Here is a 22,304-nt window from a genome sequence, read left to right as displayed (position 1 = left end):
CTGATCAACCCGATCGCCATGGAAGAAGGCCTGCGCTTCGCCATCCGCGAAGGCGGCAAGACCGTCGGCGCCGGCGTGGTCGCCAAGATCATCGAGTGAGCGGAGCGAACACCATGAGCAGCAAGCAAAAGATCCGCATCCGCCTGAAGGCCTTCGATTACAAGCTGATCGACCAGTCCGCAGCCGAGATCGTCGACACCGCCAAGCGCACCGGCGCCATCGTCAAGGGCCCCGTGCCCCTGCCGACGCGCATGAAGCGTTTCGACATCCTGCGTTCGCCGCACGTCAACAAGACCAGCCGCGACCAGTTCGAGATCCGCACGCACCAGCGCCTGATGGACATCGTCGACCCGACCGACAAGACCGTCGACGCGCTGATGAAGCTGGACCTGCCGGCCGGCGTGGACGTCGAGATCAAGCTGCAATAAACGCAGCCTGATCGACCTCTCATGGCCCGGAGTTGCCGTTTCGGCAGCTCCGGGCTATAATTTTTGGCTCCGCCCATTTTGGGTGGGGAATCATCAACCATCTTCCACGCCAAAACACCCCGGCCAATTGCAGTCGGGGTGGTGGGAGTCACGGAGAAAACAATGAGTCAAAGCAACTCCCTCGGGTTGCTGGGACGCAAGGTTGGGATGATGCGTTTGTTCACCGACGACGGCGATGCAGTGCCCGTCACGGTGGTCGACGTGTCCAACAACCGTGTGACCCAGGTCAAGACCCAAGAGAACGACGGCTACGTCGCTCTGCAAGTGACGTTCGGCGCACGCCGTGCATCGCGCGTGACCAAGCCGCAAGCCGGCCACCTTGCCAAGGCAGGCGTGGAAGCCGGTGAAATCATCCAGGAATTCCGCGTGACGGCCGATGCCGCAGCGAAGTACGCTGCCGGCGCGACCCTGCCCGTCACCGAACTCTTCGCCGTGGGCCAGAAGGTGGACGTGCAAGGCACGACCATCGGCAAGGGCTTCACCGGCACCATCAAGCGTCACCATTTCGGTTCGCAGCGCGCATCGCACGGTAACAGTCGTTCGCACAACGTGCCGGGCTCGATCTCCATGGCGCAGGACCCGGGCCGCGTGTTCCCGGGCAAGAAGATGTCGGGCCACCTCGGCGACGACACCGTCACCACCCAAAACCTCGACGTGATCCGCGTCGACGAAGCGCGCCAGCTGCTGATGATCCGTGGCGCAGTGCCCGGCTCCAAGGGCGGTTTCGTCACGGTGCGTCCGGCCGTCAAGGCCAAGACTGAAAAGGGAGCGAACTGATGCAGCTCGAACTCCTGAACGACCAAGGCCAGGCCGCGTCCAAGGTGGACGTGCCCGACACCGTGTTCGGTCGTGACTACAACGAAGACCTGGTGCACCAGATCGTCGTGGCCTACCGCGCCAACGCCCGCCAGGGCACGCGTGCGCAGAAGGACCGCGAGCAGGTCAAGCACTCGACCAAGAAGCCTTTCAAGCAAAAGGGCACGGGTCGCGCACGTGCCGGTATGACGTCCTCGCCGCTGTGGCGTGGGGGCGGTCGGATTTTCCCGAACATGCCGGATGAGAACTTCACCCAGAAGATCAACAAGAAGATGTACCGCGCCGGCATGGCGTCCATCTTCTCGCAGCTGGCCCGCGAAGGCCGCCTGGCTGTCGTTGAATCGCTGACGGTGGATTCGCCCAAGACCAAGGCTCTGGCCACGCGCCTGAAGGCCTTGAACCTGGCCTCTTCGGTCATGGTCATCGCCGACGAAGTCGACGAGAACCTGTACCTGGCCTCCCGCAACCTGGCCAATGTGCTGGTTGTCGAGCCGCGCTACGCTGACCCCGTGTCGCTGGTGCATTACAAGAAGGTCCTGGTGACGAAGGCCGCCATGGACAAACTCAAGGAGATGTTCGCATGAGCTCCTCCAAGACGAAGCAATTCGACGAAGGCCGTCTGATGCAGGTGCTGGTTGCGCCTGTCGTCTCCGAGAAGGCCACCATGGTCGCCGAGAAGTCCAACGCCGTCACCTTCAAGGTGCTGCAGGACGCGACCAAGCACGAGATCAAGGCCGCAGTGCAACTGCTGTTCAAGGTCGAGGTCAAAGGCGTGTCCGTGGTCAACACCAAGGGCAAGGCCAAGCGCTTCGGCAAGTCCATGGGCCGCCGGGACAACGTGCGCAAGGCGTACGTGACCCTGCAACCGGGCCAGGAACTGCAACTGACCGGGGAGGCTGCATAACATGGCCGTCATCAAGATGAAGCCCACCTCGCCAGGCCGTCGCGGCATGGTGAAGGTGACGCGCGACCACCTGCACAAGGGTGCTGCGCACGCGCCGCTGCTGGAACCGCAATTCCAGAAGGCCGGCCGCAACAACAACGGGCACATCACGACCCGTCACAAGGGTGGTGGTCACAAGCACCATTACCGCGTGGTGGACTTCGTGCGCAACAAGGACGGCATTCCGGCCAAGGTCGAACGCATCGAGTACGACCCGAACCGTTCCGCCCACATTGCCCTGGTGTGCTACGCCGACGGCGAGCGCCGCTACATCATCGCCCCGCGCGGTGTTGAAGTCGGTGCGACGCTGCTGTCGGGCGCCGAAGCGCCGATCCGCGCCGGCAACACGCTGCCGATCCGCAACATCCCCGTCGGTTCGACGATCCACTGCATCGAGCTGCAGCCGGGCAAGGGTGCGCAGATCGCGCGTTCCGCCGGTGCTTCGGCCACGCTGCTGGCCCGCGAATCCGCCTACGCCCAGGTGCGTATGCGTTCGGGCGAAGTGCGCAAGATCCACATCGAGTGCCGCGCCACGATTGGTGAAGTCGCCAACGAAGAGCACAGCCTGCGCCGTCTGGGCAAGGCCGGTGCCACCCGCTGGCAAGGCATCCGTCCGACCGTTCGTGGCGTCGTCATGAACCCGGTGGACCACCCGCACGGTGGTGGTGAAGGCAAGACCGGTGAAGGTCGCCATCCTGTCGACCCGTGGGGCAACCTGACCAAGGGCTATCGCACCCGCAACAACAAGCGCACGCAGGTGATGATCGTGTCGCGTCGCAAGAAGTAAGGGATAGCACATGACCCGCTCTCTCAAGAAGGGTCCCTTTGTGGACCATCACCTGGTTGCCAAGGCCGACAAGGCCGTGACCACCAAGGACAAGAAGCCGATCAAGACCTGGTCGCGTCGCTCCATGATCCTGCCCGAGTTCATCGGTCTGACGATCGCCGTGCACAACGGCAAGCAGCACGTTCCGGTCTACATCACCGACCAGATGGTCGGTCACAAGCTGGGCGAGTTCGCACTGACCCGTACGTTCAAGGGTCACCCTGCGGACAAGAAAGTCCAGAAGAAGTAAGGAATGACCATGGAAACACGTGCAGTCCTGCGGGGTGTCCGTCTGTCGGTCGACAAGGGTCGTCTGGTGGCGGACCTGATCCGCGGCAAGAAGGTGGATCAGGCGCTGAACACGCTGCAATTCACGCAGAAGAAGGCCGCTGTCATCATCAAGAAGGTGCTGGAGTCCGCGATCGCGAACGCCGAGCACAACGACGGTGCCGACATCGACGAGCTCAAGGTCAAGACCATCTATGTCGAGCAAGGTGCAACGCTCAAGCGTTTCACCGCGCGCGCCAAGGGCCGTGGCAACCGCATCAGCAAGCCGACGTGCCATGTGTACGTGACGGTTGGCAACTAAGAAGTCTGGAAAGCTATGGGACAGAAAATCCATCCGACCGGCTTCCGCCTTGCGGTGAGCCGCAACTGGTCCAGCCGTTGGTACGCCAGCAACAATGACTTCGCCGGCATGCTGGCCGAAGACATCAAGGTGCGCGAGTACCTGAAGGCCAAGCTGAAGAACGCGTCGGTTTCGCGCGTGCTCATCGAGCGCCCCGCCAAGAACGCCCGCATCACGATCTTCTCGGCACGTCCGGGCGTCGTGATCGGCAAGAAGGGGGAGGACATCGAGAACCTCAAGCGCGAACTGGCCAAGCAGCTGGGCGTGCCGGTGGCAGTCAACATCGAAGAAGTGCGCAAGCCCGAAATCGATGCCAAGCTGATCGCCGACAGCATCACCCAGCAGCTGGAAAAGCGCATCATGTTCCGCCGCGCCATGAAGCGCGCGATGCAGAACGCGATGCGTCTGGGCGCCCAGGGCATCAAGATCATGTCCGCCGGTCGTCTGAACGGCATCGAGATCGCCCGTACCGAGTGGTACCGCGAAGGCCGTGTGCCCCTGCACACGCTGCGCGCGGACATCGACTACGGCGTGTCCGAAGCCAAGACCACCTACGGCGTCATCGGCGTCAAGGTCTGGGTCTACAAGGGTGACACCCTGGGCCGTGGCGATGCACCCGCAGTGCAGGAGCCGCGTGCCGAGGAAGAGCGTCGTCCGCGTGGTCCGCGCCGCGATGGCCGCCCGGGTGACCGTCCTGCCAACCGCGGCCCCCGCCGCGACGGTGGCGACCGCCCCAATGAAACCGCAGGCGCAAATGCGCCGAAATCTACCGTTCAGCGCGTCCGCAAGGTAGCCGCGCCGGCCGCTGGTGCGACCGACGGTAAAGGAGAGTAATCATGTTGCAACCCGCTCGCCGCAAATACCGCAAAGAGCAAAAGGGCCGTAACACGGGCATCGCCACGCGCGGTAGCTCGGTCGCCTTTGGCGACTTCGGCCTGAAGTGCACCGACCGTGGCCGCCTGACGGCACGCCAGATCGAGTCGGCCCGTCGTGCGATTTCCCGCCACGTGAAGCGTGGCGGCCGCATCTGGATCCGCGTGTTCCCGGACAAGCCCATCTCGCAAAAACCCGCCGAAGTCCGGATGGGTAACGGCAAGGGCAATCCCGAGTACTACGTGGCCGAAATCCAGCCCGGCAAGATCGTGTTCGAAATCGTCGGTGTTCCCGAAGAGCTCGCCCGCGAAGCGTTCCGCCTGGCTGCTGCCAAGCTGCCGCTGCGCACGACCTTCGTGACGCGCATGATTGGCCAATGAGCGAGGAAACCTGAATGTCCAAGATCACGGAATCCCGCAAGAACCTGCACGCCAAGGACGCAGCCGGCCTCGAAGCCGAAGTCAAGGCACTGCAGAAGGCCCATTTCGGTCTGCGCATGCAAAAGGGCACGCAGCAGCTGAACAACACCGCGACGTTGCGCAGCACGCGCCGCGAAATCGCGCGCGCCAAGACCATCCTGGTGCAAAAGCGCAGCGCTGATGCGGCTGCGAAGTAAGGAGTAGCACGATGACGGAAGCCAAACCCTCCCTCAAGCGCACTCTGATCGGCAAGGTCGTCAGCGACAAGCGCGCCAAGACGGTGACGGTGCTGATCGAGCGCCGCGTCAAGCACGAGCTCTACGGCAAGATCGTGGGCAAGTCCAGCAAGTACCACGCTCATGACGAAAAGAGCGAGTACAAGCTGGGCGACACCATCGAGATCACCGAAAGCCGGCCGATCTCCAAGACCAAGACCTGGGTTGCGACCCGCCTGGTCCAGAAGGCCCCCGAGCTGTGACGGCTTGCCGGTGACCCCGGCAAAGCAAGCTTTGAAAAACGGCCCACAATGTGGGCCGTTTTTGTTTTTCAACCCCCAAGAGGAGAACGCACATGATCAAAGTCGGCGACAGCCTGCCCAGCACTACGCTGATGGAGTATTCCGAGGTCGAAGGCGAGGGTTGCAGCATCGGCCCCAACCCCGTCGACGTGGCCAAGGCCAGTGCGGGCAAGACGATCGCCTTGTTCGCGCTGCCGGGCGCCTTCACGCCGACCTGTTCGGCCAAGCATGTGCCGGGCTATGTCGAGAACCAGGCTGCGCTGCAGGCCGCCGGGGTGGACGAGATCTGGTGCGTGAGCGTCAACGACGCCTTCGTGATGGGCGCCTGGGCGCGCGACCAGAAGACTGCTGGCAAGATCCGCATGCTGGCCGACGGCAGCGCCGATTTCGCCAAGGCCACCGGCCTGACGCTGGATCTGACCGCGCGTGGCATGGGCCTGCGCAGCAACCGTTATTCCATGTTGGTCAAGGACGGCAAGGTCGCCGCACTGAATGTGGAGGGCCCCGGCAAGTTCGAGGTCAGCGACGCAGCCACGCTGCTCAAGCAGGTCCAGGGCTGATGGCCGTAGAGCCGGGCTTGTTCAGAGCTCGGCCTTGAGGTAGTGCGCGCCCGCGATCGGGTTGTGGTAGTAGGGCGGCACTTCCTCGAACCCCAACTCCTCGTACAGCGCGCGCGCGGCTTCCATGTCGTCCAGGGTGTCGAGCAGCACGCAGCCATAGCCGGCCCGGCGCCCTGCGTCCAGGGCCTGCTCTGCCAGTTGCCGGCCCAGGCCGAAGCCGCGGAAGGCCTTGCGCACGTACAGGCGTTTCATCTCGCAGGCGTTGGCGTAATCCGCATCGTCCAGCGGCCGCAATGCGCAACAGCCGGCGACGGCGTCGTCGACCAGTGCCAGCAGCAACGTGCCGCGCGGAGACGCGTAGACGCCGGGCAGCGTGGCGAGCTCTGCATCGAACTGCTGGAACTGAAGGTCCACGCCGAGGCTGGCGGCGTACTCGGAGAAGATTTCACGCGTCGCGTCCAGCAGCGCAGGGTCGTCGGGCTGGATGATGCTGATCTTTGGCATCGGCAGTCGGGCAGGCGAGGGCACGGCCCAGTGTAGCGACTCGTGCCCCATGGCCCAACTCGTGTAACCCCAACCCTGCCCTGCCGGGTGGCCGGCACTCAGGCCTCGGCCAGCAGCTTCTCGATCAGGCGGTGCAACTCGGCGAAGTCGGGCTCGCCCACGTAGCGCTTGACGATCTCGCCGCGCTTGTTGACGACGAAGGTCGTGGGCGTCAGCTGGATGTCGCCCCAGGCCTTGGCCACGCTGCCGGTGTTGTCGATGGCCACGCGGAACGGCAGCTTGCGCGTCTCGGCGAAGTTCACGACATAGCTGGGTGGGTCGTATTGCATGGCGACGGCCAGCGTGTCGTAGCCCTGTGCGTTGTACTTGTCGTGTGTGGCGATGATGCGCGGCATCTCGGCCACGCAGGTCACGCAGCTCGTGGCCCAGAAGTTGACCAGCGTGACGCGGCCCTTCATGGCCTGCGTGTCCACCGTGCTGCCATCGAGCAGCACGTACCTGGCATCCGGCGCCGGCGTGGAGGTCGCCATCACGTGGTAGCCGAATGCGCCCGCAGCCAACAGGACGGCGACGGCAGCGAGGGAGTAGAGCTTTTTCATGGCGGTGGGGAGCGGACCGGAAGAACGGCTCGGCAAAGGCGGAAAAGTTCTGTGGGCAAGCGCATTTCAGCGCGCATGTGCCCGCGACAGGCCATACAGCAGCGTGCTGGCCAGTTGGCTGCGCAGATTGTGCAGCGTCAGGCTGTCTTCGCGCATCCACTGGGTCAGCGACGCGCTGGCTGCGTCTTGTGCGATCTCGATCCATGGGATGTCGGGCGCCGCCGCCTGAAGCTCCTGCTGCAGGCGCTGTGTCGCGGCGTCGATGTTGCGGGCATCCACCAGCACGAGGTCGGCCCGGGTCTGCGCGAACTGGCGCTGTGCTGCAGTGCCGGTCGCAACCCAGTCGACCAGGGCGCCGAGGCTTTCGCAAACATGCTCGACCTCCAGGCGCACCACCTCGTGCCGCGTGATCAGCAGCACGCGCTGGTGCTGCAGCGGCACGGCCGCGCTGCCCACCAGCGAATCCTGGCTGGTGAGCAGGTCTCCGGGCAAGGGGTCGGCGGCGACCTCGTGCAGTTGCGGCAAGCCCAGTGTCAGCACCGTCTCGTCGCCATGGCTCTGGTGCGCCAGGCGGGTGCCCGTCACACGCGCCAGCGTCTCCAGCAGATGCCAGGACAGGCGCTGCCGCGTGTCCGGCCCGGTGGGGGAGGCGCCGTCTGCACGCAGGCGCAGGCGCAGCAGCGCGATCGCCATGTCGCCCGAGGCATCGAGCGAGACCGTTAGCCGGTGATCGGGCCGGGTGCACCAGGCGATGGCTGCATCGAGCAGGCGTTGCAGCAGTTCGGCGTCGATGGCCACCCAGGCCGGCGATGCGCTGTGCTGGCGCACCTGCACGCGGTGGTGTTGCAGGCTGGGCATCTGCCGCGCCAGCGCCTGCGACACGAGGATGTCCAGGCGTTGCGCCGCGCCGGTGGACGCACGCAGCGGCTCGGCCAGTGTCGCCAGCTGCCGGCTCTGCTGCGCGACCAGCAGCCCGTCTTCCACCGCGGCGCCGAGCCGCTGCAGCTGGGCGCGGGCGATCTTGCCGCTGCGCAGGAACTCCTGGACGATGGCGTGTGCCTCTTCCATTGGCGGGCCGAGTGCGTCGCCAACCGCGCCGGCCAGGCTGGCATGGGCAAGCGCCGTCCTCGCAGCCGGCGCTGGCGGGTGCGGCGGCAAGGGCGGCATGCCGGGCATTGCCGGCTTGGAGTCTGCGTCGTGGGTCATGGACAGCCATTCAGTTTAATGGGCCGACCACCTGGTGCACGCGCTCGATAATCCGCGCCATGACGCGCACCCGCCCCTGGTCTTTGGCACTGCTGACGGCCGTGCTGCTGGCCTGCAGCCCCGCATTGAACTGGCGGGAGGTCCGCATCGAGGGCATGCCGCTGCGCATGCTGCTGCCCTGCAAGCCCGACCGCGCCGAACGCGAGGTCGCGATGGGTGGGCGTCAGCTGCCGCTGCGCATGCTGGGCTGCGACGCCGATGGCGCCACTTTCGCGGTCTCGCATGTGCAGGCGCCGCTTGCCGCAGGGCTGGACGCAGCCCCGTTGCTGGCGGGCTGGAAGGCCGCCGTCCTGGCCCATGTGCAAGCCCACACCGAGGTGGAGCAGGCCTGGGCCCCGTCTGGCGTGGGGATCTTGGGCGCGGGCCTGCGCCTGCTTGCCGAAGGGCGCAGGGCCGATGGCGCAGCTGTTGCCATGCACGCGGTGTGGTTCGCCACGGCCGATGCGGCAGGCTTGCATCTCGTGCACGGCGTTGTCTTCGCGCCGCAGGCGCGCGCCGAGGTGGCCGAGAGCTTTTTCTCCAGTTTCGCGCCGGCACCATAATCCTGCAGTCATGACCGGCATCTTGATCGTCGCCCATGCGCCGCTGGCGCACGCACTGCGCCAGTGCGCATTGCACGTATTCCCCGACTGCGAGCGCGGCGTGCAGGCGCTGGATGTCCTGCCCCATGTGTCTCCCGACGAGACCTTCGGCGCGGCCCGCATCGCCATGGCGCAGATGGGCAATGCACCCATCCTGGTGCTGACCGATGTGTTCGGCGCCACGCCCTGCAACGTGGCCCAGCGGCTGGTCGACGGCGTGCGCAGCAAGCTGGTGGCGGGCGTCAACCTGCCCATGCTGTTGCGCACGGTGAGCTACCGGCACGAGCCGCTGGAGGCGCTCGTCGCGCGTGCCCTGGTGGGCGGCACGCAAGGGGTCATGCAGGTGGCGATCACAGCGCCGCAGAACCAGGCAAGGAAGAGGAATGATCAAAGCCACCACGAGCATCAACAATAAGCTCGGGCTGCACGCCCGCGCGTCCGCCAAGCTGACCAAGCTGGCGGGCAGTTTTCCGTGCGAAGTCTGGATCGCCAAGGGCGAGCGGCGCGTGAACGCCAAGAGCATCATAGGCGTGATGATGCTGGCCGCCGGCCTGGGCAGCACCGTGGTGATCGACACCGACGGGCCGCAGGAGCAGGAAGCCATGGACGCCGTGCTGGCGCTGATCGCCGACAAGTTCGGCGAAGCCGCGTGAGCGCGGCGATGCGGGGCATGCGGTGACCTTCTCCCTGCACGGCCTGCCGGTGGCCCGCGGGGTGGCAATCGGCCGCGCGGTGCTGATGGCGTCCAGCCGCGTCGAGGTGGCGCACTACTTCATCGAGCCTGAGCGCATTGCCGGCGAGATCGACCGGCTGCGCGCCGGCCGCAACGCCGTCATCGACGAGCTGCACCGGCTGCAGCTGAGTGTGGCCCAGATGGGCCCCAACGATGCGCCGCACGAGCTGTCGGCCATGCTGGACGTGCACCTCATGCTGCTGCAGGACGAGGCTCTGACCAGCGGCGTCAAGCACTGGATCACCGACCGCCTGTACAACGCCGAATGGGCGCTGACCACACAGCTGGAGATCATCGCCCGCCAGTTCGACGAAATGGAGGACGAGTACCTGCGCGAGCGCAAGGCCGACCTCGAGCAGGTCGTCGAGCGCATCCTGCGCTACATGAAGGGTGTGGCCTCGCCCGTGGCGCCGCCGACCGCTCCACGCCGCAAGACCCAGCAGGACCTGCTGCTGGACGACACCGTGGACGTGCCGCTGGTGCTGATCGCACACGACCTGTCGCCGGCCGACATGCTGCAGTTCAAGCAGAGCGTGTTCGCGGGCTTCGTGACCGATGTCGGCGGCAAGACCTCGCATACCGCCATCGTGGCGCGCAGCATGGACATCCCGGCGGTGGTCGGTGCGCGCGCGGCCAGCCAGCTGGTGCGCCAGGACGACTGGGTCATCATCGATGGCGATGCCGGCGTGGTCATCGTCGACCCCTCGGCCATCATCCTGGCCGAGTACGGCTTCAAGCAGCGCCAGGGTGAGCTCGAGCGCGAACGCCTGGCGCGCCTGCGCCACACCCCGGCCATCACACTGGATGGCGAGCGCATCGAACTGCTGGCCAACATCGAGATGCCCGAGGACGCGCCAGGCGCCTTCAAGGGCGGGGCCGCCGGTGTCGGCCTGTTTCGCAGCGAGTTCCTGTTCATGGGCCGCCAGGGCCATCTGCCCGACGAGGAAGAGCAGTACCAGGCCTACCGCCGCGCTGTGCTGGGCATGGAGGGCTTGCCGGTCACGATCCGCACGGTGGACGTGGGTGCCGACAAGCCGCTGGATCGCGCGGCCAAGGACGATGCGCACCTGAACCCGGCGCTGGGCTTGCGCGCGATCCGCTGGAGCCTGGCCGACCCGGCCATGTTCCGCACCCAACTGCGGGCCATCCTGCGCGCGGCCGTGCACGGCCCGGTGCACCTGCTGATTCCCATGCTGGCCCATGGCAGCGAGATCCGGCAGACGCTCTCGCTGATCGACTTCGCGCGCGCCGAACTCGACAACCGCGGTGCGGCCCATGGCGCCGTGCAACTCGGCGCCATGATCGAGGTGCCGGCCGCTGCGCTGACGGTGCGGCTGTTCCTCAAGTACTTCGATTTCCTGTCGATCGGCACCAACGACCTGATCCAGTACACGCTGGCCATCGACCGCGCGGACGAGTCGGTCGCCCATCTGTACGACCCACTGCACCCGGCCGTGCTGCGCCTGCTGGCCGACACCATCGCGGAATGCCGCGCCCAGGGCAAGGGTGTCAGCGTGTGCGGCGAGATGGCGGGCGACGTGCAGTTCACGCGGTTGCTGCTGGGTCTGGGCCTGCGCAGTTTCTCCATGCACCCGGCGCAGATCCTGGCGGTCAAGCAGGAGGTGCTGCGCGCCGATGCCGGCAAGCTGGCGGCCTGGGCGCAGCAGGTGCTCGCGGCCGACGACCCGGCCGCGCTGCTGGCCAAGGGCTGAGACGCCCTTGCTGGCTCAGTGGGCGGCCAGCACGTGGCCGGCCTGCTGGTCGGCGTGGTAGCTGGAACGCACCATGGCGCCCACGGCGGCGTGGCTGAAGCCCATCTTGTAGGCCTCTTCCTCGAACATCTTGAAGGTGTCCGGGTGCACGTAGCGGCGCACCGGCAGGTGGCTGGTGCTGGGCGCCAGGTACTGGCCGATGGTCAGCATGTCGATGTCGTGCGCGCGCATGTCGCGCATGACCTGCAGGATCTCTTCGTCGGTCTCGCCCAGGCCGACCATGATGCCGCTCTTGGTCGGCACGCTGGGGTGCAGGGCCTTGAACTTCTTGAGCAGGTTCAGGCTGAACTGGTAGTCGCTGCCGGGGCGGGCCTGCTTGTACAGGCGCGGCGCGGTTTCCAGGTTGTGGTTCATCACGTCCGGCGGTGCGGCCTTGAGGATCTCCAGCGCGCGGTCGTCGCGGCCGCGGAAGTCGGGCACCAGGATCTCGATCTGCGTCGTCGGCGACAGCGCGCGCGTCTGGCGGATGCATTCGACGAAGTGGCCGCTGCCACCGTCGCGCAGGTCGTCGCGGTCCACGCTCGTGATGACCACGTACTTGAGGCGCAGCTTGGCGATCGTTTTGGCCAGGTTCAGCGGCTCGTCCGCGTCCAGCGGATCGGGGCGGCCGTGGCCAACGTCGCAGAACGGGCAGCGCCGCGTGCACTTGTCGCCCATGATCATGAAGGTGGCCGTGCCCTTGCCGAAGCATTCGCCGATGTTGGGGCAGGAGGCCTCCTCGCAGACCGTGTGCAGGTTGCTCTCGCGCAGGATCTGCTTGATCTCGTAGAAGCGCGTGGTCGGCGAGCCGGCCTTCACGCGGATCCAGTCGGGCTTCTTGAGCGTCTCGGCCTGCTCGACCTTGACCGGGATGCGCGAGAGCTTGGCCGCGGCCTTCTGCTTGGCGGATGCGTTGTAGCTGGCGGCGTCTTGCGCGTCGCGGACGACTTCGGTGCTGCTCATGGCGGTCAGGGGGCGAGGTGGGTGGCGAGCTTGTTGCTCAGCACCGACGCCGCTTCGTTCCAGGTGATGGGGAGGCCGATTGTAGAAAGGTCCACCGTCTGCAGTCCGGCATAGCCGCAAGGGTTGATGCGGCCGAAGGGCTCCAGGTCCATGGCCACGTTGAGCGCCACGCCGTGGTAGGTGCAGTGCCGGCTGACCTTGATGCCCAGCGCGGCGATCTTTCCCAGGCCGATGAAGCGCGGCTCCTCGCCGTCGGGTGTGGGTTCCAGCCGGGCGTGGCCAAAGGGGTCGTCCAGCCGCACGTAGATGCCCGGTGCACCGCGCACGCGGTGGCCGGTCACGCCGAAGTGGGCCAGCGTGCGCAGCACGGCCTCCTCGATGCGGTGCACGTACTCCTTGACGTAGTAGCCGGCGCGCTGCAGGTCGATCAGCGGATAGACCACGACCTGGCCGGGCCCATGGTAGGTGGCCTGTCCGCCGCGGTTGGTGGCCAGCACCGGAATGTCGCCCGGCAGCAGCAGGTGCTCGGGCTTGCCGGCCAGGCCCTGGGTGAACACGGGCGGGTGCTCGCAGACCCAGAGCGCGTCGGGCGTGTCGGCGCCGCGTGCGGCCGTGAAGGCCTGCATCTCGGCGCACACCGCGGCGCAGTCGACGAGGCCCCGCTGCTCGATGCGGATCACGGACACGTGCTTACAGCACCACCTTGACCATGGGGTGCGTGCTCAGCGTGCGGTAGAGCTCGTCGAGTTGCTCGCGCGAGGTGGCGGTCACCGTGACCGTCACGCCCAGGTAGTTGCCGCCCTTGCTTTCGCGCAGCTCGACCGTGCTGGCGTCGAATGCCGGGTCGAACTGGCGCGCGATGGCGGTCACGGCATGCACGAAGCCATCGGCCTTGGTGCCCATGACCTTGATCGGGAACGGCGAGGGGTAGTCGATCAGCGAGTCCTTGCGCGCTTCGGGTTGCGGGGTGTCGGGGATTTCGTTCATTCGGGGCTTTCTATTCGGCGCGAGCCTTGACCTGCTGGTAAAGCGCGTACAGCCGCTTGTAGATGGGGCCGGGTCGGCCATTGGCAACGGGGCGGCTGTCCAGCTGCGTGACGGGCAGCACTTCCTTGCTGGCTGAGGACAGCAGCACCTCGTCGGCGGCGAATACCTCCTCGCGTGTGATGGCGCGCAGCGAGAACGCGATGCCGGCTTCGCGGCACAGCTGCTCGATCACGCCGTAGCGGATGCCGCGCAGCACCAGTTCGTCGGGCGTCACGCCGCTGAGCCGGCCGTCCTGCACGATCCAGACATTGCTGGCCGAGGCCTCGCTGAGCAGGCCGTTGCGGAACATCACGGTCTCGGTCGCACCGACCTGCGCACTGATCTGGCGCGCCAGCACCGCGCCCAGCAGGCTGGTGCTCTTGATGTGGGCCTTCTTCCAGCGAAAGTCCTCGGCCGTCACGCAGGCCACGCCGGCGGCACGGGCGGCGTCGGGCACCGGCTTCATGGGATTGAGCATCGCGAACACGGTTGGCGTGAGTCGGTCCGGGATGGTGTGCTCGCGCATGGCGACGCCGCGCGTGACCTGCAGGTAGAGCGCCTGCAGCGGCGCGGGCGGGCAGGCCGCCAGCAACTGCTCGGCGATGCCGCGCCAGGCGGCTTCGCCGTGTGGATTCGGGATGCCGATCTCCGCCAGTGAGCGCGCCAGCCGCGCTATGTGCGACGCGAAGCCGAACAGCCGACCGCCATAGATCGGCACGACCTCATAGATGCCGTCGCCGAAGATGAAACCACGGTCGAGTACGCTGACCTTGGCGTCGCGCAAGGGCAGCAATGCACCGTCAAGATGGCACAGGAAATCGGGGAGCGTGGCGGAGGTCATGCGGGCGCAAATGCAACGCCGCAAGCGTGAAGCTTTCGAGCGTCAGGGGTTTCTACGTATAATAAGTGGCTTTGCGAAATTCTCGGGGGAGGCTTCACAAGCTGCAGCAGATGGCGCCCAGGCGCTGCCCGCCGCGCGGCTTGGAAGCACAGCGCAGCAGGAGCGATAAGAAATGAACCAACAAGCTCCTGTATCCGAGATGGACGCTGAAGTCGCAGATTTCAAGCCCTTGACCGCCGAAGAGGCGCAACGCTTGCGCGACGCAAATCCCGTGCTCTCGCCCTGGTGGGTGATTGCGGCCCAAGTGGGTGTGGGTGTGCTTGTGTCGGCCATTGCGCTGCTGTGGGTGCGCGAGTGGTCGGCCGCCTGGTCCGCCTTGTATGGCGCCCTGGCGATCGCCCTGCCTGCCGCGCTGTTCGTGCGGGCCATGCGCATCTCGCCCGCGAATTCGCAGGCAGCGATGCTGCGGTTCGCGGTCTGGGAGATGGTGAAGCTGGGCCTGAGCGTGCTGATGCTCGGTGCGGCTTGGTGGCTGGTTGCAGACCTGCACTGGCTGGCCATGCTGGCCGGTGTGGTGGCTGCACTGAAGATGTATTGGCTGGCCCTGGTGGCTCGGCCGAAGTTGTTGAAAACGGAACTGAAGAGACCTTGAAGATGGCCGCTGAAGGACACGCACCGACCGCAAGTGAGTACATCGTCCACCACTTGCAACATTGGCAGGTGGATTGGGCTCTCAATCCCGTGAAGCAGACGGCCATCGTCGACTTCAATGTCATCAACCTGGACTCCGTCCTGTACTCGGTGATCCTGGGCGTGATCGGCTGCTTCGTGATGTGGCTGGCCGCGCGCAAGGTGTCTTCGGGCGTGCCCGGCCGCTTTCAGGCCGCGGTCGAGCTGCTGGTCGAGATGGTCGACAACCAGGCCAAGGCCAACATCCACAACGCGCAGAGCCGCAAGTTCATCGCTCCGCTGGCACTGACCGTGTTCGTCTGGATCTTCCTGATGAACGCCATGGACATGCTGCCGGTCGACCTGCTGCCGAGCGCCTGGACCCATGTCTACAGCGCACTGGGCCACGACCCGCACCACGCCTACATGCGCGTCGTGCCGACGGCCGACCTGTCCACGACACTGGGCCTGTCCACCTCCGTGCTGTTTCTGTGCTTCCTGTACAGCATCAAGATCAAGGGTCTGGGTGGCTGGGGCCATGAACTCATCACCGCTCCCTTCGGCGCCCACCCCGTGCTGTGGCCCATCAACCTGCTGATGCAGGGCATCGAATATCTTGCCAAGACCGTCTCGCATGGCATGCGGTTGTTCGGCAACATGTATGCAGGCGAACTGGTGTTCATGTTGATTGCCCTGATGGGTGGCGCCATGGCCTTCAGCTTCTCCGGCATGGCACTCACGTTGGGTCACGTGGTCGCTGGCTTCATCTGGGCGGTGTTCCACATCCTCGTGATCACGCTGCAGGCTTTCATCTTCATGATGCTAACGCTCATCTATCTGGGTCAGGCGCATGAGGCTCATTGAGCCCGCGGTTTAAATCTCGTTTCTTTTCTCTTGCCTTTTCATTTATCTAAGGAGTCATCATGGCAAACGTTCTCGGTCTCGTCGCTCTGGCTTGTGGTTTGATCGTCGGTCTCGGCGCGATCGGTGCTTCCATCGGTATTGCCCTGATGGGTGGCAAGTTCCTCGAGTCTTCGGCACGCCAGCCTGAACTCATGAACGACCTGCAAACCAAGATGTTCATCTTGGCCGGTCTGATCGACGCGGCCTTCCTGATCGGCGTGGCCATCGCCCTGCTGTTCGCTTTCGCCAACCCGTTCATCGCAGCACTGCCCGCCGCCTGATCCCGCGTTCGACGCCCCGCCTAGAAGTAGAGGAGTGTTGACGTGAGTATCAACGCAACCCTGTTCGTTCAGGCCGTCGTCTTCCTGCTACTGGTGCTGTTCACGATGAAGTTCGTGTGGCCGCCCATTGCAAAGGCGCTGGATGAACGGGCACAGAAAGTCGCAGCTGGCCTGGCGGCCGCTGAAAAGGCCAAGGCCGAACTCAGCTCCGCCAACCAGCGTGTCGAGCAGGAACTGGCAGCCTCGCGCAACGAGACCGCCGGCCGCCTGGCCGACGCCGAGCGCCGCGCTCAGCAGATCATCGACGAGGCCAAGAGCCGCGCCACGCAAGAAGCCGCCAAGATCGTCGCCGCCGCGCACGACGAGGCCGAGCAGCAGACCGTGCGTGCACGCGAGGCCCTGCGCGAGCAGGTCGCCGTGTTGGCCGTCAAGGGTGCCGAGCAGATCCTGCGCAAGGAAGTCAATGCCGGCGTGCATGCAGACCTGCTGCAACGCCTGAAGACGGAACTCTGAGGAACGCCATGGCCGAACTCGCGACCATTGCGCGTCCCTATGCAGAGGCCTTGTTCAAGGCCAGCGCGTCCGACCTGAGCGGCGCGCAGGCCTGGCTGGACCAGCTGGCGGCGGTAGCCGGCCAGCCGGAACTGCTGCAGGTCGCTGCCAACCCCAAGGTCACGCCTGCCCAGGTGTTCGACCTGATCGCCGGACTGGTGCCGCAGGGCCTGCCCGAAGCGGGCAAGAATTTCCTGCGCGTGCTGATCGACAACGACCGCCTGGCTGCGCTGCCCGAAGCGGCGGCGCAGTTCCGGTCGTTGAAGAACGCCGCCACGGGCGCGTCCGACGCGGTGGTCTACAGCGCCTTCCCGATCGATGCGCAAGCGCTGCAGGACGTCTCGGCCACGCTGGAGCAACGCTTCGGCCGCAAGCTGACGACCCGGGTCGAGATCGATCCGGCACTGATCGGCGGCATCCGTGCCGTGGTCGGTGACGAGGTGCTCGACACCTCGGTCAAGGCCCGCCTGGAACAGATGAAAGCTGCGCTCACCGCTTGATGCGGTCGGCGACGGTGTCTCCCAATATTGAATAAGGAAAGAGTCATGCAGCTCAATCCCGCAGAAATTTCCGAACTGATCAAGAGCCGCATCGAAGGTCTCGGCGTCAGCGCCGACATCCGCAACCAGGGCACCGTGGTCTCCGTGACCGACGGCATCGTGCGCGTGCACGGCCTGTCGGACGTGATGCAGGGCGAAATGCTGGAATTCCCGGCGACGCCGAGCGGCGCGCAGACCTTCGGTCTGGCCCTGAACCTGGAGCGCGACTCCGTCGGCGCGGTGATTCTGGGCGAGTACGAGCACATTTCCGAAGGCGACACCGTCAAGTGCACCGGCCGCATCTTGGAAGTGCCGGTCGGCCCCGAACTGATCGGCCGCGTGGTCAACGCACTGGGCCAGCCGATCGACGGCAAGGGTCCCGTCAATGCCAAGCTGACGGACGTGATCGAGAAGGTCGCGCCTGGTGTGATCGCCCGCAAGTCGGTCGACCAGCCCATGCAGACCGGCCTGAAGTCCATCGACTCCATGGTGCCCGTCGGCCGCGGCCAGCGCGAGCTGATCATCGGCGACCGCCAGACCGGCAAGACCGCGGTGGCGATCGACGCGATCATCAACCAGAAGGGTCAGAACATGACCTGCGTCTACGTTGCGATCGGCCAGAAGGCGTCCTCGATCAAGAACGTGGTGCGCGCCCTGGAGCAGGCCGGCGCGATGGAATACACCATCGTCGTGGCCGCTTCGGCGTCCGAATCCGCTGCCATGCAGTACCTGTCGGCCTACTCCGGCTGCACGATGGGCGAGTACTTCCGCGACCGCGGCGAAGACGCGCTGATCGTCTATGACGACCTGTCCAAGCAGGCCGTCGCCTACCGCCAGGTCTCGCTGCTGCTGCGCCGCCCGCCAGGCCGTGAAGCCTACCCCGGCGACGTGTTCTACCTCCACAGCCGTCTGCTCGAGCGCGCCGCCCGCGTGAACGCCGACTACGTGGAAGCCTTCACCAAGGGCGAAGTCAAGGGCAAGACCGGTTCGCTGACGGCACTGCCGATCATCGAAACGCAGGCCGGCGACGTGTCCGCCTTTGTGCCGACCAACGTGATCTCGATCACCGACGGCCAGATCTTCCTGGAAACGTCGCTGTTCAACGCCGGCATCCGCCCCGCCATCAACGCCGGTATCTCGGTGTCGCGCGTCGGTTCCTCGGCCCAGACCAAGATCATCAAGGGCCAGTCCGGCGGTATCCGTACCGACCTGGCCCAGTACCGTGAACTGGCTGCGTTCGCGCAGTTCGCTTCCGACCTGGACGAAGCCACCCGCAAGCAGCTGGACCGCGGAGCCCGCGTGACGGAACTGCTCAAGCAGGCCCAGTACGCGCCGCTGCCGATCAGCCTGATGGGCGCCACGCTGTTCGCCGTGAACAAGGGCTTCATGGACGACATCGACGTCAAGAAGGTGCTGCCGTTCGAACATGGCCTGCACGCCTACCTGAAGGACAAGAACGCCGCGCTGCTGGCCAAGCTGGAGTCGACGAAGGCCCTGGACAAGGACGCAGAAGCCGAGCTGTCGGCCGCCATCGGCGCGTTCAAGAAGTCCTTTGCCTGATCACCTAAGCAAAGGAGTCTTGCATGGCTGCTGGTAAAGAGATTCGCGGCAAGATCAAATCGGTCGAGAACACCAAGAAGATCACCAAGGCCATGGAAATGGTCTCGGTGTCCAAGATGCGCAAGGCCCAGGAACGGATGCGCGCTGCGCGTCCGTACGCCACCAAGATCCGCGACATCGCGGCCCACCTTGGCGAGGCGAATCCGGAGTACACGCACGCCTTCATGAAGACGAATGAAGCCAAGGACGTCGGCTTCATCGTCGTGACGACCGACAAGGGTCTGTGCGGTGGCTTGAACACCAACCTGCTGCGTCTGCTGACGGGCAAGCTGCGCGATGTGCAGACGGCCGGTGGCACGCCGCTGACGGTGGCCATCGGTGGCAAGGGCCTGGGGTTCCTGAACCGCATGAACGCCAAGGTCGTCGCCCACGTGACGCATCTGGGCGATACGCCGCACCTGGACAAGCTGGTCGGCCCCGTCAAGGTGCTGCTCGATGCGTACGCCGAAGGCAAGCTCGGCGCGGTCTACCTCTGCTACACCCGCTTCATCAATACGATGAAGCAGGAGTCGGTGATCGAGCCGCTGCTGCCGCTGTCGAATGCGAAGATCAGCGACGAGGCCAAGGCCGAAGCCAAGCCGAGCACGCACAGCTGGGATTACATCTACGAGCCCGACGCGCAATCCGTCATCAACGAACTGCTGGTCCGCTACGTGGAGGCGCTGGTCTACCAGGCCGTGGCCGAGAACATGGCGTCGGAGCAGTCCGCACGCATGGTGGCCATGAAGTCCGCGACCGACAACGCCGGCAATGTGATTGCCGAGCTCAAGTTGGTCTACAACAAGTCGCGTCAGGCGGCGATCACGAAGGAACTCTCCGAGATCGTCGCGGGTGCTGCTGCGGTCTGACGCCCACCCGATTCAAAATTTTTGGAGCAAACAATGGCTCAAGCACAAGGCAAGATTGTTCAATGTATCGGCGCTGTGGTGGACGTCGAGTTCCCGCGCGACCAGATGCCCAAGGTCTACGACGCGCTGAAGATGGAAGGTTCGGCGCTGACGCTGGAAGTCCAGCAGCAGCTTGGCGACGGCGTGGTCCGCACCATCGCGCTGGGCTCGTCTGACGGTCTGCGCCGCGGTTCCGTGGTGTTCAACACCGGCGCTTCCATCATGGTGCCAGTCGGCAAGGCCACGCTGGGCCGCATCATGGACGTGCTGGGCAGCCCCATCGACGAACGTGGTCCGGTCGACCAGGCCCTGACGGCCTCGATCCACCGCAAGGCACCGGCCTACGACGAGCTGTCGCCGTCGCAGGAACTGCTGGAAACCGGCATCAAGGTGATCGACCTGGTCTGCCCGTTCGCCAAGGGCGGCAAGGTGGGCCTGTTCGGCGGTGCCGGCGTGGGCAAGACCGTGAACATGATGGAACTCATCAACAACATCGCCAAGGCCCACAGTGGTCTGTCGGTGTTCGCTGGTGTGGGCGAACGTACCCGCGAAGGCAACGACTTCTACCATGAGATGGCCGACTCCGGCGTCGTGAACCTGGAGAACCTGGAAGAGTCCAAGGTGGCCATGGTCTACGGCCAGATGAACGAGCCCCCGGGCAACCGTCTGCGCGTGGCCCTGACCGGCCTGACCATCGCCGAGTCGTTCCGCGACGAAGGCAAGGACGTGCTGTTCTTCGTGGACAACATCTACCGTTACACGCTGGCCGGCACCGAAGTGTCCGCGCTGCTGGGCCGCATGCCTTCCGCCGTGGGCTACCAGCCGACGCTGGCCGAGGAAATGGGCCGCCTGCAAGAGCGCATCACCTCGACCAAGGTGGGTTCCATCACCTCGATCCAGGCCGTGTACGTGCCTGCGGACGACTTGACCGACCCTTCGCCTGCCACGACCTTCGCCCACTTGGATTCCACCGTGGTGCTGTCGCGTGACATCGCTTCGCTGGGCATCTACCCGGCCGTGGACCCGCTGGACTCCACCAGCCGCCAGCTGGACCCGCTGGTGGTCGGTGCCGACCACTACGACACGGCCCGCGCCGTGCAGGGCACGCTGCAGCGCTACAAGGAACTGCGCGACATCATCGCGATCCTGGGCATGGACGAGCTCGCGCCCGAAGACAAGCTGGCCGTGGCCCGCGCCCGCAAGATCCAGCGTTTCCTGTCGCAGCCCTTCCACGTCGCTGAAGTGTTCACGGGCTCGCCTGGCAAGTACGTGCCGCTGGCCGAAACCATCCGTGGTTTCAAGATGATCACGGCCGGCGAATGCGACCACCTGCCCGAGCAGGCCTTCTACATGGTCGGTACCATCGACGAGGCCTTCGAAAAGGCCAAGAAGATCGCCTGATCGGCGTTGGAAGGAACCCCATGGCAACGACATTCCAAGTTGACGTCGTCAGTGCCGAGGAGTCCATCTTCTCGGGTGAGGCCCGCTTCGTGGCCTTGCCTGGCGAGGCCGGCGAGCTCGGCATCTTTCCGCGGCACGTGCCGCTGATCACGCGCATCAAGCCCGGCTCGGTGCGCATCGAGCGTCCCGATGGCAGCGAAGAGTTCATCTTCGTGGCCGGCGGCATTCTCGAAGTGCAGCCCAATGCGGTCACCGTGCTGTCCGACACCGCCATCCGCGGCAAGGACCTGGACGACGAGAAAGCCAACGCGGCCAAGGCTGCGGCCGAGGAAGCGCTGCGCAACGCCAAGGGCGAGCTGGACATCGCCAAGGCGCAGTCCGAGCTGGCCGTGATGGCGGCGCAGATCGCTGCGCTGCGCAAGTACCGGCAGAAGAAGTAAGTTGGCGCCGTCGCCATGAACGCCGAGGTTGTTCGTGCCGGCGCTCTGCCACGAGATGCCACCGCAAGGTGGCATTTTTTTTGCTACTTGCAGATGCATCTTTTTCCACGTTCATTCCTGCGCGGAGCGCAGCTTTCATGACGGCAACTACCAGGCCCGCAGACGGCTACATCCCAGGCATCGACGGGCTGCGCGCCGTGGCCGTGTTGTCGGTCCTGCTGTTCCACATGCGCGCGTCGTTCCTGCCCGGTGGCTTTGCCGGGGTCGACGTCTTTTTCGTGATCTCCGGCTATGTGGTCAGTGCCAGCCTGGCGCACCGCCATGACGATCGGTTCGGCCCCTACCTGCTGAGCTTCTATGCGCGCCGCATCGTGCGCATCTTTCCTGCATTGCTGGTCTGCGTCCTGCTGACCGGCCTGGCGACCACGCTGCTGGTGCCGTCGTCATGGCTCAGCGAGACGACGGCGTATGCGGGCATCGGGTCCATCTTCGGGCTGAGCAACTTCGCGCTGGTGTTGTTCAGCGATGGGTATTTCTCGCCGCGCGCGGAGTTCAACGCCTTCACGCACACCTGGTCCCTGTGATGTTGCCCCCGTATTCCCGGTCCCGCCCTATTCGCAATAAAGCGCCTGGTCGGCTGCGGTGGCCTGCTGCCGCCTGAACTCCCGAGGCGAACGC

General features: G+C 65.3%; 33 protein-coding genes and 1 pseudogene. 27 read left to right on the top strand and 7 right to left on the bottom strand.

The window, feature by feature from the left end:
• The 13 genes and pseudogenes from ASF45_RS34740 to ASF45_RS21465 all read left to right on the top strand — a co-directional run.
• Positions 1 to 99: pseudogene (locus ASF45_RS34740) on the top strand (elongation factor Tu); the annotation flags it as partial.
• A gap of 14 nt (positions 100 to 113) precedes the next feature.
• Positions 114 to 428 carry a 30S ribosomal protein S10 gene (gene rpsJ, locus ASF45_RS21520; RefSeq protein ID WP_010104119.1) on the top strand — a complete coding sequence of 105 codons (315 nt, stop codon included), beginning with the start codon at positions 114 to 116 and terminating at the stop codon, positions 426 to 428.
• 162 nt (positions 429 to 590) lie between these two features.
• A complete protein-coding gene (rplC, locus tag ASF45_RS21515) occupies positions 591 to 1,265 on the top strand; it encodes a 50S ribosomal protein L3 (protein WP_056667656.1) in 675 nt (224 codons plus the stop codon).
• Positions 1,265 to 1,888, top strand: coding sequence for a 50S ribosomal protein L4 (gene rplD / locus ASF45_RS21510; RefSeq protein ID WP_056667653.1), 624 nt, complete (start codon positions 1,265 to 1,267; stop codon positions 1,886 to 1,888). The genes rplC and rplD overlap by 1 nt, the downstream gene beginning before the upstream one ends.
• Positions 1,885 to 2,208, top strand: a complete 324-nt coding sequence (gene rplW / locus ASF45_RS21505; RefSeq protein ID WP_056667650.1) for a 50S ribosomal protein L23 — start codon at positions 1,885 to 1,887, stop codon at positions 2,206 to 2,208. Before rplD ends, rplW begins: the two co-directional genes overlap by 4 nt.
• Before the next feature lies 1 nt (position 2,209).
• Positions 2,210 to 3,034: a 50S ribosomal protein L2 gene (gene rplB, locus ASF45_RS21500; protein ID WP_056667648.1), complete on the top strand. Its 825-nt coding sequence runs from the start codon at positions 2,210 to 2,212 to the stop codon at positions 3,032 to 3,034.
• Between the two features lie 10 nt (positions 3,035 to 3,044).
• Positions 3,045 to 3,323 (top strand): 30S ribosomal protein S19, encoded by a 279-nt coding sequence (gene rpsS, locus ASF45_RS21495; protein WP_013899633.1) that lies wholly within the window; start codon positions 3,045 to 3,047, stop codon positions 3,321 to 3,323.
• A 9-nt stretch (positions 3,324 to 3,332) separates the two neighbouring features.
• Positions 3,333 to 3,662 (top strand): 50S ribosomal protein L22, encoded by a 330-nt coding sequence (rplV, locus tag ASF45_RS21490; RefSeq protein ID WP_056667645.1) that lies wholly within the window; start codon positions 3,333 to 3,335, stop codon positions 3,660 to 3,662.
• A 15-nt stretch (positions 3,663 to 3,677) separates the two neighbouring features.
• Positions 3,678 to 4,535 carry a 30S ribosomal protein S3 gene (gene rpsC, locus ASF45_RS21485; protein WP_056667641.1) on the top strand — a complete coding sequence of 286 codons (858 nt, stop codon included), beginning with the start codon at positions 3,678 to 3,680 and terminating at the stop codon, positions 4,533 to 4,535.
• 2 nt (positions 4,536 to 4,537) lie between these two features.
• Positions 4,538 to 4,954 (top strand): 50S ribosomal protein L16, encoded by a 417-nt coding sequence (rplP, locus tag ASF45_RS21480; protein WP_056667638.1) that lies wholly within the window; start codon positions 4,538 to 4,540, stop codon positions 4,952 to 4,954.
• Between the two features lie 14 nt (positions 4,955 to 4,968).
• Positions 4,969 to 5,190, top strand: coding sequence for a 50S ribosomal protein L29 (rpmC, locus tag ASF45_RS21475; RefSeq protein ID WP_056667635.1), 222 nt, complete (start codon positions 4,969 to 4,971; stop codon positions 5,188 to 5,190).
• Between the two features lie 11 nt (positions 5,191 to 5,201).
• On the top strand, positions 5,202 to 5,471 hold the full coding sequence (gene rpsQ / locus ASF45_RS21470) for a 30S ribosomal protein S17 (protein WP_056667632.1): 270 nt from the start codon (positions 5,202 to 5,204) through the stop codon (positions 5,469 to 5,471).
• 92 nt (positions 5,472 to 5,563) lie between these two features.
• Positions 5,564 to 6,070, top strand: a complete 507-nt coding sequence (locus ASF45_RS21465) for a peroxiredoxin (protein WP_056667629.1) — start codon at positions 5,564 to 5,566, stop codon at positions 6,068 to 6,070.
• A 21-nt stretch (positions 6,071 to 6,091) separates the two neighbouring features.
• Here ASF45_RS21465 and ASF45_RS21460 read toward each other — a convergent pair whose 3' ends face one another.
• From ASF45_RS21460 to ASF45_RS21450, 3 genes are all read right to left on the bottom strand, one after another.
• Complete coding sequence (locus ASF45_RS21460; protein ID WP_056667626.1) at positions 6,092 to 6,574, bottom strand: GNAT family N-acetyltransferase; 483 nt, start codon at positions 6,572 to 6,574, stop codon at positions 6,092 to 6,094.
• A 98-nt stretch (positions 6,575 to 6,672) separates the two neighbouring features.
• Positions 6,673 to 7,173, bottom strand: coding sequence for a TlpA disulfide reductase family protein (locus tag ASF45_RS21455; RefSeq protein WP_056667623.1), 501 nt, complete (start codon positions 7,171 to 7,173; stop codon positions 6,673 to 6,675).
• Between the two features lie 66 nt (positions 7,174 to 7,239).
• The gene (locus tag ASF45_RS21450) at positions 7,240 to 8,379 is read right to left on the bottom strand and encodes a hypothetical protein (protein ID WP_156473126.1); all 1,140 of its coding nucleotides are present in this window, start codon (positions 8,377 to 8,379) and stop codon (positions 7,240 to 7,242) included.
• A gap of 59 nt (positions 8,380 to 8,438) precedes the next feature.
• Here ASF45_RS21450 and ASF45_RS21445 point away from each other — a divergent pair, with 59 nt between their 5' ends.
• The 4 genes from ASF45_RS21445 to ptsP are packed head-to-tail and all read left to right on the top strand — an operon-like array spanning position 8,439 to position 11,465.
• A complete protein-coding gene (locus tag ASF45_RS21445) occupies positions 8,439 to 8,981 on the top strand; it encodes a hypothetical protein (RefSeq protein ID WP_056667618.1) in 543 nt (180 codons plus the stop codon).
• Positions 8,982 to 8,991: 10 nt separating this feature from the next.
• Positions 8,992 to 9,435: a PTS sugar transporter subunit IIA gene (locus tag ASF45_RS21440; protein ID WP_056667614.1), complete on the top strand. Its 444-nt coding sequence runs from the start codon at positions 8,992 to 8,994 to the stop codon at positions 9,433 to 9,435.
• A complete protein-coding gene (locus tag ASF45_RS21435; protein WP_056667611.1) occupies positions 9,404 to 9,673 on the top strand; it encodes an HPr family phosphocarrier protein in 270 nt (89 codons plus the stop codon). The genes ASF45_RS21440 and ASF45_RS21435 overlap by 32 nt, the downstream gene beginning before the upstream one ends.
• Before the next feature lie 22 nt (positions 9,674 to 9,695).
• On the top strand, positions 9,696 to 11,465 hold the full coding sequence (ptsP, locus tag ASF45_RS21430) for a phosphoenolpyruvate--protein phosphotransferase (RefSeq protein ID WP_056667608.1): 1,770 nt from the start codon (positions 9,696 to 9,698) through the stop codon (positions 11,463 to 11,465).
• A gap of 15 nt (positions 11,466 to 11,480) precedes the next feature.
• Here the strand turns inward: ptsP and lipA are convergent, their stop codons facing one another.
• From lipA to ASF45_RS21410, 4 genes are read right to left on the bottom strand one after another with little or no spacing between them, the layout of a single operon-like run.
• Positions 11,481 to 12,467 (bottom strand): lipoyl synthase, encoded by a 987-nt coding sequence (lipA, locus tag ASF45_RS21425; protein ID WP_056667604.1) that lies wholly within the window; start codon positions 12,465 to 12,467, stop codon positions 11,481 to 11,483.
• A 5-nt stretch (positions 12,468 to 12,472) separates the two neighbouring features.
• Entirely contained in the window at positions 12,473 to 13,144 is a 672-nt protein-coding gene (lipB, locus tag ASF45_RS21420) for a lipoyl(octanoyl) transferase LipB (RefSeq protein ID WP_082551184.1), read from the bottom strand.
• A gap of 13 nt (positions 13,145 to 13,157) precedes the next feature.
• A complete protein-coding gene (locus tag ASF45_RS21415) occupies positions 13,158 to 13,454 on the bottom strand; it encodes a YbeD family protein (protein WP_056667601.1) in 297 nt (98 codons plus the stop codon).
• Positions 13,455 to 13,464: 10 nt separating this feature from the next.
• Positions 13,465 to 14,334 carry an aminotransferase class IV gene (locus tag ASF45_RS21410; RefSeq protein ID WP_056667598.1) on the bottom strand — a complete coding sequence of 290 codons (870 nt, stop codon included), beginning with the start codon at positions 14,332 to 14,334 and terminating at the stop codon, positions 13,465 to 13,467.
• A 172-nt stretch (positions 14,335 to 14,506) separates the two neighbouring features.
• Here ASF45_RS21410 and ASF45_RS21405 point away from each other — a divergent pair, with 172 nt between their 5' ends.
• From ASF45_RS21405 to ASF45_RS21360, 10 genes are all read left to right on the top strand, one after another.
• Positions 14,507 to 14,986: an ATP synthase subunit I gene (locus ASF45_RS21405; protein ID WP_056667595.1), complete on the top strand. Its 480-nt coding sequence runs from the start codon at positions 14,507 to 14,509 to the stop codon at positions 14,984 to 14,986.
• Between the two features lie 2 nt (positions 14,987 to 14,988).
• Positions 14,989 to 15,867, top strand: coding sequence for a F0F1 ATP synthase subunit A (atpB, locus tag ASF45_RS21400; RefSeq protein ID WP_056667593.1), 879 nt, complete (start codon positions 14,989 to 14,991; stop codon positions 15,865 to 15,867).
• A 59-nt stretch (positions 15,868 to 15,926) separates the two neighbouring features.
• Positions 15,927 to 16,187: a F0F1 ATP synthase subunit C gene (gene atpE, locus ASF45_RS21395; RefSeq protein WP_056667590.1), complete on the top strand. Its 261-nt coding sequence runs from the start codon at positions 15,927 to 15,929 to the stop codon at positions 16,185 to 16,187.
• A gap of 42 nt (positions 16,188 to 16,229) precedes the next feature.
• Positions 16,230 to 16,700: a F0F1 ATP synthase subunit B gene (locus tag ASF45_RS21390; protein ID WP_056667587.1), complete on the top strand. Its 471-nt coding sequence runs from the start codon at positions 16,230 to 16,232 to the stop codon at positions 16,698 to 16,700.
• A gap of 8 nt (positions 16,701 to 16,708) precedes the next feature.
• Complete coding sequence (locus tag ASF45_RS21385) at positions 16,709 to 17,239, top strand: F0F1 ATP synthase subunit delta (protein ID WP_056667584.1); 531 nt, start codon at positions 16,709 to 16,711, stop codon at positions 17,237 to 17,239.
• A gap of 45 nt (positions 17,240 to 17,284) precedes the next feature.
• A complete protein-coding gene (atpA, locus tag ASF45_RS21380; protein WP_056667581.1) occupies positions 17,285 to 18,838 on the top strand; it encodes a F0F1 ATP synthase subunit alpha in 1,554 nt (517 codons plus the stop codon).
• A 23-nt stretch (positions 18,839 to 18,861) separates the two neighbouring features.
• Positions 18,862 to 19,746, top strand: a complete 885-nt coding sequence (gene atpG, locus ASF45_RS21375) for a F0F1 ATP synthase subunit gamma (RefSeq protein WP_056667578.1) — start codon at positions 18,862 to 18,864, stop codon at positions 19,744 to 19,746.
• A gap of 33 nt (positions 19,747 to 19,779) precedes the next feature.
• Entirely contained in the window at positions 19,780 to 21,186 is a 1,407-nt protein-coding gene (gene atpD / locus ASF45_RS21370; RefSeq protein ID WP_056667575.1) for a F0F1 ATP synthase subunit beta, read from the top strand.
• Positions 21,187 to 21,206: 20 nt separating this feature from the next.
• Positions 21,207 to 21,626 (top strand): F0F1 ATP synthase subunit epsilon, encoded by a 420-nt coding sequence (locus ASF45_RS21365; protein ID WP_056667572.1) that lies wholly within the window; start codon positions 21,207 to 21,209, stop codon positions 21,624 to 21,626.
• Between the two features lie 137 nt (positions 21,627 to 21,763).
• On the top strand, positions 21,764 to 22,210 hold the full coding sequence (locus ASF45_RS21360; RefSeq protein ID WP_056667569.1) for an acyltransferase: 447 nt from the start codon (positions 21,764 to 21,766) through the stop codon (positions 22,208 to 22,210).
• The last annotated feature ends 94 nt before the right edge of the window (positions 22,211 to 22,304 follow it).

Source organism: Pseudorhodoferax sp. Leaf265 (assembly GCF_001422365.1).
GTDB lineage: Bacteria > Pseudomonadota > Gammaproteobacteria > Burkholderiales > Burkholderiaceae_C > Pseudorhodoferax.
This window is presented reverse-complemented; position numbering and strand designations above follow the sequence as displayed.